The sequence below is a fragment of the Streptomyces sp. NPDC090088 genome (genome assembly GCF_044747345.1).
Lineage (GTDB): Bacteria > Actinomycetota > Actinomycetes > Streptomycetales > Streptomycetaceae > Streptomyces.
Genome location: NZ_JBIVDZ010000002.1, coordinates 466599 through 482995, shown reverse-complemented (window position 1 = coordinate 482995; position 16397 = coordinate 466599). Strand labels below are relative to the sequence as shown.

Sequence of the window (16397 nt, the reverse complement as noted above, 5' to 3'; positions counted from 1 at the left end):
AACCCGATGCGGGGGCGGAGGGCGGCGAGGGGGCAGGGACCGGCACAGGGGCAGGGGCCGAAGCTGTCGCCACGGGCTCAGCCGACCCCGGATCCGAGGTCGGGACAGCGGGCGCGCTCGGTGCCGGTGGCGGTGTCGGCCAAGCCCTCGTGTCCGGCGGAGGCTGTGGGGAGGAGGGGGGTCGTGGGGTGGGGTGGGTGGTGGTTTCCCAGCGTTGGGTGTCCTCGTTCCAGTGGTGTGGTCCCCCGTTGGTCATGGTCTGCCTCTCACATGCCCAGCAGGCCGGCCAGGGCGCCCGCCGAGGCGAGGACGCTCAGCAGGGCCTGGGAGTCGGTGAGGAGTTCGCGCAGGCGTTGCCGGCGGGTGGGGCCCGCCTGGCCGGTGCCGGTGATCTCGTCCTCGGTCTCGGCGAGCGCCGTGTCCAGCGCGGCCGTCTGCTCGGTGCCCCGCACCCGCGCCAGGTCGGCGCGCAACTCCCGTACGGCGGCGAGGAGTTCGGCGTCGGCCTGGGAGCCGGAGGCGCCGTGGTGGTGGCTCTCGGCGTGCGCGTGGCTGCCGATGGCGAACGTGCTCCCGGAGACGTTCCCCAAGGTGACCTGCGGCTCGTCACTTGCCATTGCTGTCGGACCCCTTCTGCTGCGAGACGCTGGTGGCGGAGGCCTGGGTACCGATCGCGAACGTGGAACCCTCGACCCGGCCGATGCTCACGTCGTTGCTGACGTTGACGATCTTCTGGACGAACTCGCCGGTCTCGTAACCGGCTTCGGCGAGCGCGGCCCGCACGCCGTTCCCCACCCGGTCCTGGACGCTGCGCAGATAGCGGGCGACGTCCATCTCCTGGAAGTGCGAGCCGACCTCCACCGAGCCCAGCTCGCGCACGGACAGCGCCGGCCCCTCCGGCAGCGCGCCCGCGTGGCCGCCGGTCAGCAGCCGCCACAGGTACACCGCGCCCCGGCCGAGCTGGGCCAGCGAACGGCCCACGGAGCCGGGGACCAGGACGATCGCGGCGGCCGTCTTCCCGGCCCAGTTGTTGTTCCGGTAGCGGTGGGCGGTGCGGTCGGCCTCCTTGAAGTCCGCGCGGACCGGCGTCAGCACGTGCGGCGCGATCTCCAGCACGAGCATCCGGCCCTGGGTGTGGATCCGCACGAACACCGTGACGACGACCTCCTCCTCCCAGCCGCCGACGCGGATGCGCAGGAAGTGCCGGCGCTTCTCGGCGCCCTCCTCCACCGCCCGCGCCCGGTGCTCCTCGAAGGCCTGCGGGGTGTACGGCGCCTGGTCGCGGGCGGGCAGCCCCTCGGCCGGCAGGAACACGCACTCGTCGATCTCCAGCTGGCGCAGCCGGTCCCGGACACCGGGTCCGGCGTACTCGGCGGGGACGCGCAGCTGTTCCAGCAGGGGGCGGACCTTCTCCAGGACCGCCCGGTTGCCGATCGGCTGCTGCTCCTTCCTCAGCTCGTCGCGCTTGAGCTCGACGGCGAGCACCCAGGTGCTGTACGCGGCCCCGGCCCCGCAGAACGGATCCGCCTCGTTGTACATGATCAGCGGGGCGTGCTGCTCGATCCGGATGCGCTGCTTGAGCCGCTGGAAGCGCGGGTTCTCGACCTTCTCGGCGGGGTCGTTCGCCGCGTCCGGGAAGCGCTGCGATGAGAGTTCGGCGGCCAGCGCCCGGCTGAACTGGGTGCGCTGCGCGTGTCCGCACAGGGCTATACCGGCCAGCACGGCGAGCGCGAACCAGGCGTGCCAGGGCTTCGCCAGGCCGCCGACGTCGCCGAGGCCCGGGGCCAGCAGATCGCCGACGCCGGTCGAGCCGGAGGAGTAGCCGGAGCCGTAGGAGGAGCTGTACGGGTCGTAGGACGAGCTGTCGTCCGAGCCGCCGCCGAACGCGAGGACCAGGGTGAGGGCCAGGGCGGCCGTGAAGAACACCCGGCCCCACCAGCGGACCAGGAAGGCGCCGATCATCCGGTACATCGGCGGAAGGACGGTGAACCCCCGGATCCAGGGGGCGACGGCGAGCGCGATGCCGGGCAGCAGGAAGAACCCGAGCAGCCAGCCGCTGAGCGGCAGCCCGACCAGCCACAGCCCGACGATCGCGGCGGCCCAGAGCAGCTCCTGGCGGCGGGCGCGCAGGGCGTGGGCGAGGACCCGGGCCGCGTCGAAGCCCAGCGAGGGCGCCGCGATCCGCTGTTCGTTGAGGTGGAGTTCCTCGATGACCCGGTCCCGGTAACCGGAGTCCAGATAGGTACCCGCGCACAGCAGCCGGGTCGCCTCGCTGGCCCACGGCGGGGTGGGCGGCTGTGCGGGCGGTGCCCCGGCGGGCACCCCCGGCTGTGGCTGTTGCGGCACGTAAGCAGTGCTCACGCCATCCCCCGATGCGTGTGAAGTGCGTTGTTGGACGTCGAGTTGACAAACCATCAGCATAGGGGGACGGCCGTGACCGGCGATACGGAATTCACCGAAGCCGCCGCTGGTCAGAAGTCGGCCGGCGGGTCCTCCCCCACGCGCCCGTCGATCGACTCCCGGATCAGGTCGGCCTGCCCGACGTGCCGGGCGTACTCCTCGATCATGTCGGTCAGCAGCCGGCGCAGGCTGGGCCGCGCACCGCTGCGGGACGTGTACGCGATCAGGAGTCCGCCGTCCCCCTCGGCGGCCGCGGCGCGTATGTGCGCGCGGGACCGGGCCACCGCCGCCTCCCACAGCCCGTACAGCTCCTCGGCGCCGTCGGCGGCGGCCGACCTCCACTCCCAGTCCGGCTCGGCGTCCCAGTCCACCGCGTCCCACGGCGCGGGGAGTCGCTCCCCGGTCAGCCGCACGGTGAAGTACTGGTCCTCCACCAGGGCGAGGTGCTTCAGCAGCCCGCCGAGGGTGAGGGCGGAGGGCGCCAGCCGCCGGCCGAGCGCCGCCGCGTCCAGGCCCTCGCTCTTCCAGGCGAAGGTGCGCCGCTGCCGCTCCAGGGAGCCGATCAGGGTGTCGAGCTCGCTGCCCGCGACGGGCGGTTCCCACCACACGGCGGATCGGGTGTCGTCAGTCATGCCCCGAAGGCTACGACCCGCCACTGACAACGCCCTCGCCCAGCAGCAACTCCCGGACGCGGCGCCGCAGCCAGGCGTGCGCCGGGTCGGCGTCGTGGCGCGGGTGCCAGGCCAGGCCGAGGGGGAGCGGCGGGAGGTCGAGCGGCACCTCGAAGGTGACCAGGCCGAGCGCGGTGGCCAGCGGCACGCTCCAGGAGCTGATCAGGCCGATCAGGTCGGAGTCGCGGAGCACGAAGAGGGAGGCGGGGAAGGTGCCGACGCTGCCCACCACCCGTCGTTCCAGGCCGAGTCCGGCCAGGGCGTCGTCCACCGGGCCGCGCAGCTTGCCGCGCCGCGAGACGGTCAGGTGACCGCCCGCGGTCGCGAACCGCTCGGGCGTCAACGCGCCTTCCAGGAGCGGGTGTCCGGCCCGTACGACCCCGCGCATGAGGTCCTCCTTGAGGTGCTCGACCCGCACCTCGGGCAAGGAGGTGTCGATCACCCCGATCTCCAGGTCGGCGGTGCCCTGCCGCAGGAACGGCGCGTCGACGTGGCTCTCGGCGAGGAAGCGGACGCGGATGCCGGGCGCCTCCTCGGCGGCCCGCGCGAACAGCGGGGCGCCCAGCGGGGCGGCGATCGCGTCGTACTGGGCGTACGCCTGCTGGCTGCTGGTCATCTCGGCCGGCACCGGCCTGTCCATGCCGGCCCTGACTCTCGGCGTGGTCACCTCGCTGCCGCCGCACCGGGCGGGCCTCGGCTCCGGACTCGGCACCACCGCCCGGGAGACCGGCGCGGCCCTCGGGGTCGCGGTCACCGGCACCATCCTGTCCGCCCACACCGGCCTCGCCTCCGGCATGGGCCCGGCGCTGCGCACGGTCGCGCTGCTGGTGCTCGCGGCGACGGCGCTCGTGGTGGCCGGATACGGTCGTGACACCCGAACGCGCACTATCGCGTCCGGCAAGAAACGCGTACTATCGCGTTCCATCGGCGACTGAGCAACTCCCTCCACCGTACGGCCCGTCGAGGAGCCCCCATGCCCGCACTGCTGACCCCCGTCCTCGATCTGCTGACCCTGCGCGGCACGGTCACCGAGGCCGAACAGATCACCGCCCGGATGCGCCGCCTGCGCGTCGACGGCGACCAGCTCGCCGGCCTCGACGTCCGGCCGGGCCAGCAGGTCCGGGTCCTGGTGACCGGGCTGACCCTGCGTACGTACTCCGTCTGGCACTACGACCCGTCCGGTGTCGTCGAGTTGTGCGTGCTGGACCACTCCGAGGACGGGCCGGGCGCCCGGTGGGGCCGTACCGTCGGGCCGGGCGAGCAGGTCCGGCTGCGCAGGCCGGAGGGCGGCTTCACGCTCCGCCCCGAGGCCTCCCACCATGTCTTCGTCGGCGACGAGACGGCCTCGGCCGCCTTCGGCGCGATGCTGGCGGCCCTGCCCGAGGAGGCCGCGGTCTCCGGCTGCGTGGAGACGGCGACCGCCGCGGACCGCCTCCCCCTCGCCCACGCCGAGCGCCTCGACTGGGTGCTCCGGGGCGAGACCTCGCTGCCGGAGGCGGTACGACGGCTCGCCCCCGAACCCGGCGGGATCGCGTATGTCGCCGGGGAGGCCCGGGACGTGCAGGCGGTACGGAAGGTACTGGTCCAGGAGGCGGGGTGGGACCGCCGGGCGGTGCTCACCAAGCCGTTCTGGACACCGGGGAAGAAGGGGATGGAATGACGCTCAGGAACACCCGGCGTCCGTCGGGCAGAAGGACTCGACCGCGATGGTCGACGGCCCCCGCACCAGACCGGCCGCGAGGCTCTCGGGGCCGCTGGAGCGGATCGCGTACAGCGTGCCGTCAGCGGCCCTGAAGCGATGGTCGATGACCTGGCGGGCGCCCCGGTCCGAGTCGTCGTAGCGATACGACAGCTCGGCCCAGGTGTCGCCCGAGGCGCGGTCCTCGGCTCGGTAGCCGGGCTGCTTCGCGTACCCGTACCCCGGGTCGTTCTCGGCGAGGTCGAGGGACTCGGCGGGGGTGGCCTCCGAGAGCGCGAAGATCTGCAACTGCCGTCCGTCTGACGGGGAGTCGTAGTACACCACCGGCGCCTTCTCGCCCTGCTTCTGCCGCCGGGTCCAGCCCTGGGGGACGTCGAGGGTGTAGCCGACGGGGTCGTGCGCGACGCGGTAGCCGGAGGGGGCGGAGGCGGCGGCGGAGGAACCGGCCGTGGTGGGCGTCGGCGTGGCCCCGGGAGACGAGGAGGCCGAGGAGGCCGAGGAGGCCGAGGGTGACGAACTCGCCGTCGAGGCCGAGGACTTCGCACTGACACTCGCGGACGGGACGGCCCCGGCGCCGCTGCCCTTGCTGCCGTGGTCCCGGCCGAGATACCAGACCCCCGCCCCGGCGCCCACGGCGACCAGCACGAAGGCGAGTACGGCGGCGGCCGTACGACCACCGGTCCGGCGGCGGCCCGGAACATGCCCGGCCGGCGGAGGCGTCGGCGCGAGGCGGTGGCCCGGCGAGGTGGGGGCCGACGACCAGGGCGGCGGGGTGTAGCCGTGCGGCCGCTCCGGCGCCGCCGGCGTCGAGAACCCGGCCGGCAGCGGCGGCAGCGCGGCGGGCTCGGTCGGGGTCGGCGACCAGACCGGCCGCCCGCCCTCCACACTGGGCTCACGCCCGGCGCCGTACCCCTCCTGACCGCCCCCGGAGATCTCCGGCCGCCCCTGCGGTCTCGGCCACTCAAACGGTCTCGGCCACTCGGGGACACCCGGCCGCCCCTCCGCCCCCTCCGGCCCACGCGCGGCCTCCCGGCGCCAGTCCGCCCCGGGCCGGTCCGCCGGCTCCGGCATCTCCGCCCCGTTCCCGAACTCCCGGCGCTCCGCCCCCTCCGGCCCACGCGGGACTTCCCGGTGGTGGGCCGTCTCGGGGTGGTCCGCCGGCTCCGGCCGCTTCGAGAAATCCACCCGGCCCCGGTCCCGGTCCTGTGACCCCGGGGCTTGTCGGCGCCCCGCCGATTCCGGTTCTCCCGGGACCGCCGTGGCCTCCGGGCGCCCTTGGCCCTCCGGGCCTTCCCCGCCGTTCCCGTCGCCGCGTCCGCTCATCGCGAATCCCCCGATCCACCGCACCGTATGGCTCTTTCGACGGTAGCGGCGGAAACGGGAACGGGCCCCGTTCCGGACGAAACCGGATCGGGGCCCGTGAGCCGCGGGGTGGCTCAGATGAGGCCGAGGGCGCGGACCGCGTCGCGCTCCTCCGCCAGCTCCTGCACCGAGGCGTCGATGCGGGCGCGGGAGAACTCGCTGATCTCCAGGCCCTGGACGATCTCGTAGACGCCGTCCTTGGTGGTGACCGGGAAGGAGGAGATCAGGCCCTCCGGGACGCCGTAGGAGCCGTCCGAGGGGATGCCCATGGAGGTCCAGTCGCCGTCGGCGGTGCCGTTGACCCAGGTGTGGACGTGGTCGATGGCGGCGTTGGCGGCGGAGGCCGCGGAGGAGGCGCCGCGGGCCTCGATGATGGCCGCGCCGCGCTTGGCGACGGTCGGGATGAACTCCTCGGCCAGCCACTTCTCGTCGCTGACGACCTCGGCGGCGTTCTTGCCGGCGACGGTCGCGTGGAAGATGTCGGGGTACTGGGTGGCGGAGTGGTTGCCCCAGATGGTCAGGCGCTTGATGTCGGCGACCGTCGAGCCCGTCTTCTTCGCGAGCTGGGTCAGCGCGCGGTTGTGGTCGAGGCGGGTCATCGCGGTGAAGCGCTCGGCCGGTACGTCCGGCGCGGCGGCCTGGGCGATCAGCGCGTTGGTGTTGGCGGGGTTGCCGACGACCAGGACCTTGATGTCGTCCGCGGCGTGGTCGTTGATGGCCTTGCCCTGGGGCTTGAAGATGCCGCCGTTGGCCTCCAGGAGGTCACCGCGCTCCATGCCCTTGGTGCGGGGGCGGGCGCCGACCAGGAGGGCCACGTTGGCGCCGTCGAACGCGACGTTCGGGTCGTCGGAGATGTCGATGCCCGCCAGGAGCGGGAAGGCGCAGTCGTCGAGCTCCATGGCGGTGCCCTCGGCGGCCTTGAGCGCGGGGGTGATCTCCAGGAGGCGGAGCCGGACCGGCACGTCCGCGCCGAGCAGCTGGCCGGAGGCGATGCGGAAGAGCAGGGCGTAACCGATCTGGCCGGCCGCGCCGGTGACGGTGACGTTCACGGGAGTGCGGGTCATGGCGTTCTCCGTATGACAGCTGGCGGTGGGCGTCCTTGCCCTGGGTGCCCTGGGGTGCGGACGTACAAATGATCGATCTCTTGGCATCAAGAGATCCACCGGTCAGGCTATCGCGCATTCCGGAGGCCGGATGTGGAGGGGTGGGTGTGGCTCACCCCACAAACGCGCCCCGGACAAGGGGCGGCCGCCTGTCCGGGAGAGGTGGGACGAGGCGGCCGCCGCTCGGGGGTGCCGGTATCCGGACTCCCGTGGGGGGATACGTTTCGCGTGCCCGGGAAACGGGACGGCATTCCCCGGACACCGCGACTTTCTCGTCCCTACGTCGTGCAGCCCGTCTGTCCCGAGGCCAGCGTCGCGCAGGCCTTCGCCTCCGCCGCGTCCTTGACCGCGACCATCGGCGTGTAGGCGATCGTGTCGCCGACGGCGGTGATGTCGCCGCGTTCCGTGGTGGTGCCGGCGGTGACCCGGACCGCGTCGCCCCGGGCGGCGCCGGTGATCCGGCCCCAGGCGGCACCGCAGGTCCTGCTGTAGCGGACCTCCAGGGTGGTCGCGCCGACCGTGACGGTCTTCGCGGTGGTCACGAGGTCGCCGCTGCACCCCATGGCCTCCGCGTCCTTGCCGGTGCAGCCGGCGCCCGCGCACTTCACCCCGGCCGGGAGGTCGCTGCTGACGCTGGTGGAGGGGGTGGCCGAGGCGCCGTTGCCCTGGTTCTTCTTCCCGCCGCCGTCGTTGCCGGTGAGGAAGAAGACCGCGGCGACGACGACGGCCACGCCGACGACCCCCGCGAGGAACATGGTGAGCCGTCGCCTGCCGCCGCCGGGCGCGGCGGGCGGCGGGGGCGCGGCCGGCCCCCGGGAGCCCGTCCCCTCCCGGCGGTTCGCGTCGGGCGCGGTCGGCTGCGGCGGGATGGTGGGCGAGACGCCCGCGGGCCCGGCGATCCCCGGTGTCGCCACGGCGCTGCCCGCCCGGCGCGGCGCCTTGCCGCCCGCGGGGGCCGCGGTGGCGGCCGGCGGCGCCCCGAACTCGCCCAGCGCGGCCCGCGCCTGGGAGATCCGGATCGCCTCCATGGTCATGTCGTGGCGCTGTTCCGAACGGCTCCAGGCCCGTTCGGCCAGCTCCCACATGGTCGTCAGATGGACGGGATCGGTGCCGGTGACCTCGGCGAGCGCCACGATCGCGCCCTTGGGTGCCAGCAGGCGGCCGCCCAGGTACCGCTCCCAGGACGTCCTGCTGTAGCCCGTGCGGTCGGACAGTGCCGCGACGCTCAGCCCGCTGCGGTCCACGAGCCGCCGCAGCTGCGTCGTGAACTCCTTGACCTGCGGATCGAGTTCGTCCGGCAGGGCTTTCCAACGAGGCATTGCTTCCCCCCTCATTCCCCCGGTTCGGTGCCGTGTGTTCCCCCGCGTTTCCCCTTGCGCGTGGTGCCCCCGCGCGGGTCCCCGTCTGGCTACCCACCGGGATGCGGCGACCCCGGAACCCAGTCCCCGGACAGGGGGCGCACTGGAGCATTGACCCGCCCGCGTGCACCGTCGCACGCCGACCGCCGTGCGGTCCAACAGGCCCTCAGCTCGTCCCGATTGGACACGTTAGCCCGCTTGTGGGTCGGCTTCGTGACATATCCGCGAACTTGTCAACACATCGACACACCGGTCATCGAGCCGTGACCTCGCAGGTCACAGGGTGCACAGCTCACCCCAGAAGCACAGCTCCGACAACCGTCACCAGGAGCAGCACGAGCAGCAGCAGGACCGCGGAGAGCAGCAGACGCCCGTGCGGGCGGGCGGCCGGTTCCTGCTCCGGGCGGTCCCACCAGGGCAGGGTCGGATCGTCCTCGTACTCCTCCGCGCCCGGCGGCCGCTCCGCCGCGCTCGCCGGGCGCGGCCAGGCCTGGACGGCCAGTTCCCAGCGCACCGCGTGCCGTTCGGCGTCCGCGCCGGCCAGGCCCGCGACCCGGCACAGCGCGACGACGGCCTGGCGCGGCGGCGGCTGCACGGCGTTGAGGTAGCGCTGCCAGGAGGACTTGCTGTACGCGGTCCGGGCGCCCAGCGAGACCAGGCTGAGTCCGGTGTCGTCCTTGAGGAGCCGCAGCTGCTCCACGAAGTGCCGCACCTCCGCCGGGAGTTCCTCCGGCAGCGGCTGCCAGCCGCCCATCGCGCACCTCCACGGCGTTGCCCGTTGCCAGTTCGTTGCCAGTTCAGAGCGGGTGACGACGGGCGGCGGGTGGACGGTTCCCGCAGGTTGTGGCAGTGCGGGCGGTCCGTAGCGGAACTGTCACCTCTGTGCCACAGCCGTCGGACAGCCGTTGAACAGGTCCCGCCCGGTGGGAAGGCTGAATCCCGACGGCGGTCCGTCCTGCTCGGGGGAGGGGATGGGCCGCCGTACGGTTCAGCCCGCCGGGCCGCCCGGGGTCACCAGCCCCGTCTCGTAGGCCACCACCACCGCCTGGGCCCGGCTGCCCAGGTCGAGCTTGGTCATGGTGCGGTTGAGGTGGGTCTTCACGGTCGCCTCGCTGATGTAGAGGCGGTCGGCGATCTCCAGGTTGGACAGTCCGCGCGCGGTGAGCTTGAGGACCTCGACCTCGCGGGAGGTCAGCACCTCCAGGTCGGGCGGCGGGCCGGTGCCGGGGCGGGAGCCGCGCTGCCGGGCGTAGGCCTCGACCAGGCGCCGGGTGACACTGGGCGCGAACAGGGCGTCACCGCCGTCCACCGCTCTGACGGCGGCCAGCAGCCGCTCCGGCCCGGAGTCCTTGAGCAGGAACCCCGAGGCGCCGGCGCGCAGCGCCCCGTACACGTACTCGTCGAGGTCGAAGGTGGTGAGCACCAGGATGCGGGGCGCGGGGGCGACGGCCTGCGCGAGGATGCGTTCGGTGGCCTCGATGCCGTTCAGGCCGGGCATCCGGATGTCCATGAGGACGACGTCGGGCCGGGTCTCGGCGGCCAGCCGCACGGCCTGTGCCCCGTCCCCGGCCTCACCGGCCACCTCGAACCCGGGCGCGGCCTCCAGCAGCCCCACCAGGCCCGCGCGGATGAGGAACTGGTCGTCGACCACGAGCACTCTGGTCATCCGGTACGGTCGTCCCCCCGCCGTGCGAGTGTGGCCGAGGTCGGCAGGGTCAGCTGGACCGCGAAGCCGCCCTCGGGGCGTGGGCCGACGCTGATCGTCCCGCCGTAGAGCTTGGCCCGCTCCCGCATGCCAATCAAGCCGTGTCCGGCGCCCGTTCGCACTCTGTCCGGATTCACCCCCTCTCCGTCGTCGAGGACGGACACGGTCAGCTCGCCGGCCCCGTACCGCAGCAGCACGCGCGCGTGCGCGGGACCGGCGTGCTTGAGGACGTTGGTGAGCGCCTCCTGGGCGACGCGGTAGGCGCACAGTTCGACACCGGGCGGCAGGGGCCGCGGCTCCCCCTCGACCGCGAGGTCCACGGACAGTCCGCCGGACCGCACCCTCTCGACGAGTTCGGCCAGCCGCTCCAGGGTCGGCATCGGGGCCCGCTCGGCGGCCTGCGGATCCTCGTCCCTGAGCACCTGGAGCATGCGCCGCAGCTCCTCCAGTGCCTCGCCGCTGGTGCCGGCGATGGTGCCGAGCGCCCCGCGCGCCTTGCCCGGATCCGACTCGAAGACGAACCGGGCGAGCCCCGCCTGCACGGAGATCACCGACATGTGGTGGGCGACGACATCGTGCAACTCCCGTGCTATCCGCCCGCGTTCCTCGGCGACCGCCCGCCGTGCCCGCTCGGCCTGCTCGGCCCGCAGATGCCGGGTGAGCGTGGCGGACCGCTGCGCGAGATGCCCGAACCAGAGCAGCACCGAGGAGTACAGCAGCGCCTGCATGACGACGGACGCCATCGAGGAGTGGTCGGTGACGATCCCGGCGTACACCCACACCCCGGTCATGCACACCGCGCAGCCGACGGCGACCCGTACCGGCCGCACCGAGGCGACCGTGTACAGCGCCAGCATGGAGCCGAAGGTGCTCACCACGGGCCAGTAGCCGAGTCCGACATAGACGATCGCGGCCCCCTGCACGACGGCGAACACCCCGAGCGGCCACCGCCCGCGCAGGGCCACCGGCAGCTGCGCCACTCCGACCAGTGCGTACCCGCGGGCGTCGAGCGGCGGCCAGCCCTGCGCGGCCGACTCCCGCCCCAGCAGCACGGCCGTCACGAGCGTCGCGCACGCGATCAACGTGTCGACGACGAGCGGGGGCGGAGTGCGCGGTCGCATCGCCGCAGCGTAACGCCGGGCTCCGGACCACCGAGTCAACCGCCGGGAGTACTGCGGAAGTTGTACGGGTTTCCACCTCGGGTGGGATTCACCCCCGCGCCCGACCCCCTACCTTCGATCCGGGGGAAGCAGGCCCGCACCCACCGGGGGAGGTGCGGGCCACGCCATCTTCAGCGCCCCGAAGGGGCGCGGGGCTGTATCTGATGTGCGGCTACCGCCGCGTGGGCGCGACCAGCCCCCACCGGCCCGCAGCCGACCACGAACCCCTAGCTCTTCATCGTGAAGTGCAGCGTGTCCTTCAAGTAGGGGATCACCAGCCACGGCTTCGGCTGCGCCATCAACGCCAGCAGCACGATCGCCAGCCCCAGCACCCCGTACGTCGCGATGTCCGTGAACCGCGACCGGACCGCCAGCATGCCCACGCTCGGCAGTATCCACCGCATCACCGCCCCGGCGAGCAGCGCCGCCCCGATCAGCAGCGCCCCCACCCGGAACTGGTCCAGGGAGGTCAGCAGCAACCCCACCGCGACGGTCCCCAGCACCACCAGGATGGGCCACTGCCGCGCCGGCGCCGGGAGGTCCCCGGACGCGGCCCGGCCGCCGCCCTCGGGCCGTGCCGTGTCCCGGGTGAACAGCGGGAACCGTCGCGTCGTACGACGCCCGTCAGCCGACACTGCGCTCCGCCGCCTCGACCACGTTGACGAGCAGCTGGGCCCGGGTCATCGGCCCGACACCGCCGGGGTTCGGGGAGATCCACCCGGCGACCTCGGCGACCCCGGGGTGCACGTCGCCGACGATCTTGCCGTCGGCGTTGCGGGAGACACCGACGTCGAGGACGGCGGCGCCCGGCTTGACGTCCTCGGGGCGGATCAGGTGCGGGGAGCCGGCGGCGGCGACGATGATGTCGGCGCGCTTGAGGTGCGAGGCGAGGTCGCGGGTGCCGGTGTGGCACTGCGTGACCGTCGCGTTCTCGCTGCGCCGGGTGAGCAGCAGCGGCATCGGGCGGCCGATGGTCACACCGCGGCCGACGACCACGACCTCGGCGCCCTTGATCTCCACGCCGTGGCGGCGCAGCAGGGTGAGCACGCCGTTGGGGGTGCAGGGCAGCGGCGCGGGCTCGCCGAGGACCAGCCGGCCGAGGTTCGTCGGGTGCAGCCCGTCCGCGTCCTTGTGCGGGTCCATCAGCTCCAGGATGCGGTTCTCGTCGATGCCCTTGGGCAGCGGGAGCTGGACGATGTAGCCGGTGCAGGCGGGGTCGTCGTTGAGTTCGCGGACGACGGCCTCGATCTCCTCCTGGGTCGCGGTGGCCGGGAGCTCGCGCTGGATGGAGGCGATGCCGACCTGTGCGCAGTCGCGGTGCTTGCCCGCGACGTACTTCTGGCTGCCGGGGTCGTCCCCGACGAGGATCGTGCCGAGGCCGGGCGTGACGCCCTTCTCCTTCAGCGCCGCCACGCGGACGGTCAGATCGGACTTGATCGCGGCTGCGGTGGCCTTGCCATCGAGAATCTGGGCGGTCATGGCTCCATCCTCGCGGATCCCGGTCTCCCGGTTCCAGTCGGGTGTGCGGTCATGATCAATGATGTTGCACTTGCACAACACCTCGCTAATCGGACTGGACAACACCTCGCCCGTACTTGACGATGAACGGCGCAGTATCGCGGTCCGGTGGGGGGCAAACCGCTCAGATCATGACGTACCTCCGTGCTTGTCCGCGTCGTCCCCGCAGGTCCAACGGAGGAAGACCGCCATGAGTTTCGGCTCGCCCAACAACCCCTACGGTCAGCAGCCGCAGAACCCGCAGCAGGGCCAGCCCGGCTACGGCTACCCGCAGCAGGGCCAGCCCGGCTACCAGCAGGCCCCGCAGGGCGTGCCCCCGCAGCAGGGCTACGGCTACCCGCAGCAGCCGGGCTACCCGCAGCAGGGCCAGCCCGGCTACGGCTACCCGCCCCAGGGCTACGGCGCGACGCCGCCGTACGCGAACTGGGGTCAGCGCGTCCTCGGCACCCTCGTCGACGGCCTCGTCTTCCTGGTGCCGTACATCCTGGTGATCGCCGGCAAGGACACCCCCGCTCTGGTGGCCATCGGCGGTATCGCACTGCTCGGCCTCGCGATCTGGCAGCTGATCATGGAGGGCCGCACCGGTCAGACGGTCGGCAAGAAGGCGCTGGGCATCCGCCTGGTCAAGGAGGCCACCGGCCAGCCGATCGGCGTCGGCATGGCCTTCGTGCGCCGTATCGCCCACTTCCTGGACAGCATCGCCTGCTACCTGGGCTGGCTGTGGCCGGCGTGGGACGCCAAGCGCCAGACGTTCGCCGACAAGGTCTGCAGCACCATCGTCATCCGCAGCAACTGAGCGAACGCGTCACCCGCATTCCAAGGGCCGTGTCCCCCGCGCTGGGGGACACGGCCCTGGTGTTCTCACCTGGACGCCCGAGCGTCCGCGGCTCAGTGGAAGAAGTGCCGCGTCCCGGTGAAGTACATGGTCACGCCGGCCTTCTTCGCGGCCTCGACGACGAGCTCGTCACGGACCGAACCGCCCGGCTGCACGACCGCCTTCACGCCGGCCGCGGTGAGGATCTCCAGGCCGTCGGGGAAGGGGAAGAACGCGTCGGAGGCGGCGTACGAGCCGCGCGCCCGCTCCTCCCCCGCCCGCTCGACGGCGAGCTTGGCGGAGTCGACGCGGTTGACCTGGCCCATGCCGACGCCGACCGAGGCGCCGTCCTTGGCGAGCAGGATGGCGTTGGACTTCACGGCCCGGCAGGCCTTCCAGGCGAACGCGAGGTCCGCCAGCTCCGCCGCGTCCAGCGCCTCGCCGGTCGCGAGGGTCCAGTTCGCCGGGTCGTCGCCGTCGGCCTGCAGCCGGTCGGTGACCTGGAGCAGCACACCGCCGTCGACGGGCTTGACCTCGACCGGGTTGGCCGGGGCGCCCGGCGCCTTCAGGACGCGGATGTTCTTCTTCTTGGCGAGGGCTTCGAGCGCCCCCTCCTCGTAGTCGGGCGCGACGATGACCTCGGTGAAGATCTCCGCGACCTGCTCCGCCAGTTCCTTGCTCACCGGCCGGTTGACGGCGATGACCCCGCCGAACGCGGACAGCGGGTCACAGGCGTGCGCCTTGCGGTGCGCCTCGGCGACGTCCGCGCCGACCGCGATGCCACACGGGTTGGCGTGCTTGATGATCGCGACGCACGGCTCGTCGTGGTCGTACGCGGCACGGCGCGCGGCGTCCGTGTCCGTGTAGTTGTTGTACGACATCTCCTTGCCGTGCAGCTGCTCGGCCTTGGCGAGGCCGGCGCCGCCGGCGTCGACGTAGAGCGCGGCCGGCTGGTGCGGGTTCTCGCCGTAGCGCAGGGTGTTCTCGCGCTCCCAGGTGGCGCCCAGGAAGTCGGGGAACCGCGACTCGTCGACCGGGGCGTACTCCGAGGCGAACCAGGAGGCCACCGCCACGTCGTACGACGCGGTGTGCTGGAAGGCCTCGGCGGCGAGCCGCTTGCGGGTGGCGAGGTCGAAGCCGCCGTCGGTGACGGCGGCGAGGACGTCGGCGTACCGCGCGGGGCTGGTGACGACGGCGACCGAGGGGTGGTTCTTGGCGGCGGCGCGCACCATCGAGGGACCGCCGATGTCGATCTGCTCGACGCACTCGTCGGGCGAGGCACCCGAGGCGACGGTCTCGCGGAACGGGTAGAGGTTGACGACGACGAGGTCGAAGGGGGCCACGCCCAGCTCGTCGAGCTGCTTGCGGTGGCTGTCCAGGCGCAGGTCGGCGAGGATGCCGGCGTGGACCTTGGGGTGCAGGGTCTTGACCCGGCCGTCCAGGCACTCCGGGAAGCCGGTCAGCTCCTCGACCTTGGTGACGGGGACGCCGGCGGCGGCGATCCGGGCGGCGGTGGAGCCGGTGGAGACGAGTTCGACACCGGCTTCGTGCAGCCCGCGCGCGAGCTCCTCGAGCCCGGTCTTGTCGTAGACGCTGACGAGCGCGCGCCGGATGGGCCGCTTGTTGCTCTCGGCGGTGGCGGTCACTGGATAACTACCTTTCGTCCCTCAATGCGATAGCCGTTGCGGGCGATCCGCCCCACGACCTCGACGAGCAGCCTTCGCTCGACGTCCTTGATGCGCTCGTGCAGAGCGCTCTCGTCGTCCTCGTCCCGGACCTCCACCACGCCCTGAGCGATGATCGGCCCGGTGTCGACGCCGTCGTCGACGAAGTGGACGGTGCAACCGGTGACCCTGGCGCCGTACGCGAGCGCGTCCCGGACGCCGTGCGCCCCGGGGAAACTGGGCAGCAGGGCGGGGTGCGTGTTGACGGTCCGCCCCCCGAACCGCGCCAGGAACTCCTTGCCCACGATCTTCATGAACCCGGCGGAGACGACGAGGTCCGGCTCGTGGGCCGACACCGCGTCGGCCAGCGCGCGGTCCCACTCCTCCCGGGTCCCGAAGTCCTTCACCCGGGTCACGAAGGTCGGGATCCCGGCACGCTCGGCACGCGCGAGCCCCTCGATGCCCTCGCGGTCGGCGCCGACCGCGACGACCTCGGCGCCGTAGGCCTCGACGCCGTGCTCGGCGATCGCGTCGAGGAGCGCCTGGAGGTTGGTGCCGGATCCGGAGACCAGCACGACGAGGCGCTTGGCCACGGGCTTGGCGGCCACGGCGGGGCCCTTTCTCGGGGGAGCGTCGGTACGGCGGCCGGCCCCGCACGGTGCTTGTACATTCGTACGAGTGCTTCGCGCCCCGGGATACGGGGAAGTCTACGAAGCGGCCGACCGTCAGCAACGATACCGGCACACCGGGCGGCCCCCACGGGACGGGGGCGTGGCCGGAAGGTAGCGTCTGGGAGGTACCGGGGCGGGAACGCGTCCGGGACACGACGCGTTCACGAGGTAACCAGCCGCTTCGCCGGCCGTATTCGCAACCCGGCCCTACGTATCAGCCGTACACACCAGTCGCACGTATCAGCCGTACACATCTAGTCGTACACATCTAG

General features: G+C 72.9%; 15 protein-coding genes and 2 pseudogenes. 3 read left to right on the top strand and 14 right to left on the bottom strand.

From position 1 onward, the window contains the following. Positions 1–266: 266 nt before the first annotated feature. From ACIPSJ_RS10905 to ACIPSJ_RS10890, 4 genes and pseudogenes are all read right to left on the bottom strand, one after another. On the bottom strand, positions 267–617 hold the full coding sequence (locus ACIPSJ_RS10905; RefSeq protein ID WP_359215327.1) for a hypothetical protein: 351 nt from the start codon (positions 615–617) through the stop codon (positions 267–269). Beyond that, positions 607–2361, bottom strand: coding sequence for a hypothetical protein (locus ACIPSJ_RS10900; RefSeq protein WP_401345110.1), 1755 nt, complete (start codon positions 2359–2361; stop codon positions 607–609). Before ACIPSJ_RS10900 ends, ACIPSJ_RS10905 begins: the two co-directional genes overlap by 11 nt. Before the next feature lie 110 nt (positions 2362–2471). Continuing rightward, on the bottom strand, positions 2472–3032 hold the full coding sequence (locus ACIPSJ_RS10895) for a DinB family protein (protein WP_401345108.1): 561 nt from the start codon (positions 3030–3032) through the stop codon (positions 2472–2474). Between the two features lie 10 nt (positions 3033–3042). After that, positions 3043–3654 (bottom strand): annotated as a pseudogene (locus ACIPSJ_RS10890) (LysR substrate-binding domain-containing protein); the annotation flags it as partial. A gap of 1 nt (position 3655) precedes the next feature. Here ACIPSJ_RS10890 and ACIPSJ_RS10885 point away from each other — a divergent pair. Further along, positions 3656–4006, top strand: a pseudogene (locus ACIPSJ_RS10885) (MFS transporter); the annotation flags it as partial. 38 nt (positions 4007–4044) lie between these two features. Further along, complete coding sequence (locus ACIPSJ_RS10880) at positions 4045–4731, top strand: siderophore-interacting protein (protein WP_398942851.1); 687 nt, start codon at positions 4045–4047, stop codon at positions 4729–4731. Positions 4732–4734: 3 nt separating this feature from the next. Here the strand turns inward: ACIPSJ_RS10880 and ACIPSJ_RS10875 are convergent, their stop codons facing one another. From ACIPSJ_RS10875 to ACIPSJ_RS10840, 8 genes are all read right to left on the bottom strand, one after another. Beyond that, complete coding sequence (locus tag ACIPSJ_RS10875; protein WP_401345106.1) at positions 4735–5955, bottom strand: hypothetical protein; 1221 nt, start codon at positions 5953–5955, stop codon at positions 4735–4737. Positions 5956–6206: 251 nt separating this feature from the next. Continuing rightward, the gene (locus tag ACIPSJ_RS10870; RefSeq protein ID WP_359215308.1) at positions 6207–7196 is read right to left on the bottom strand and encodes a malate dehydrogenase; all 990 of its coding nucleotides are present in this window, start codon (positions 7194–7196) and stop codon (positions 6207–6209) included. Positions 7197–7513: 317 nt separating this feature from the next. Next, entirely contained in the window at positions 7514–8554 is a 1041-nt protein-coding gene (locus tag ACIPSJ_RS10865) for a DUF2690 domain-containing protein (protein ID WP_401345104.1), read from the bottom strand. A 331-nt stretch (positions 8555–8885) separates the two neighbouring features. Then, positions 8886–9347, bottom strand: a complete 462-nt coding sequence (locus tag ACIPSJ_RS10860) for a helix-turn-helix domain-containing protein (protein ID WP_401345102.1) — start codon at positions 9345–9347, stop codon at positions 8886–8888. A 234-nt stretch (positions 9348–9581) separates the two neighbouring features. Next, positions 9582–10259: a response regulator transcription factor gene (locus ACIPSJ_RS10855; protein WP_355711178.1), complete on the bottom strand. Its 678-nt coding sequence runs from the start codon at positions 10257–10259 to the stop codon at positions 9582–9584. Further along, on the bottom strand, positions 10256–11419 hold the full coding sequence (locus tag ACIPSJ_RS10850; RefSeq protein ID WP_401345100.1) for a sensor histidine kinase: 1164 nt from the start codon (positions 11417–11419) through the stop codon (positions 10256–10258). The genes ACIPSJ_RS10855 and ACIPSJ_RS10850 overlap by 4 nt, the downstream gene beginning before the upstream one ends. A gap of 266 nt (positions 11420–11685) precedes the next feature. Next, the gene (locus ACIPSJ_RS10845; RefSeq protein ID WP_355711180.1) at positions 11686–12093 is read right to left on the bottom strand and encodes a DUF3017 domain-containing protein; all 408 of its coding nucleotides are present in this window, start codon (positions 12091–12093) and stop codon (positions 11686–11688) included. Further along, a complete protein-coding gene (locus tag ACIPSJ_RS10840) occupies positions 12083–12937 on the bottom strand; it encodes a bifunctional methylenetetrahydrofolate dehydrogenase/methenyltetrahydrofolate cyclohydrolase (protein ID WP_359215298.1) in 855 nt (284 codons plus the stop codon). The genes ACIPSJ_RS10845 and ACIPSJ_RS10840 overlap by 11 nt, the downstream gene beginning before the upstream one ends. A 229-nt stretch (positions 12938–13166) precedes the next feature. Between ACIPSJ_RS10840 and ACIPSJ_RS10835 the strand changes: the two genes are divergently transcribed. Further along, a complete protein-coding gene (locus ACIPSJ_RS10835; protein WP_401345097.1) occupies positions 13167–13772 on the top strand; it encodes an RDD family protein in 606 nt (201 codons plus the stop codon). 92 nt (positions 13773–13864) lie between these two features. Here the strand turns inward: ACIPSJ_RS10835 and purH are convergent, their stop codons facing one another. Together purH and purN are read right to left on the bottom strand one after the other, a co-directional pair. Next, complete coding sequence (gene purH, locus ACIPSJ_RS10830; protein ID WP_359215294.1) at positions 13865–15436, bottom strand: bifunctional phosphoribosylaminoimidazolecarboxamide formyltransferase/IMP cyclohydrolase; 1572 nt, start codon at positions 15434–15436, stop codon at positions 13865–13867. Continuing rightward, positions 15433–16062, bottom strand: coding sequence for a phosphoribosylglycinamide formyltransferase (gene purN / locus ACIPSJ_RS10825; RefSeq protein ID WP_355711184.1), 630 nt, complete (start codon positions 16060–16062; stop codon positions 15433–15435). Before purN ends, purH begins: the two co-directional genes overlap by 4 nt. Between the last annotated feature and the right edge of the window lie 335 nt (positions 16063–16397).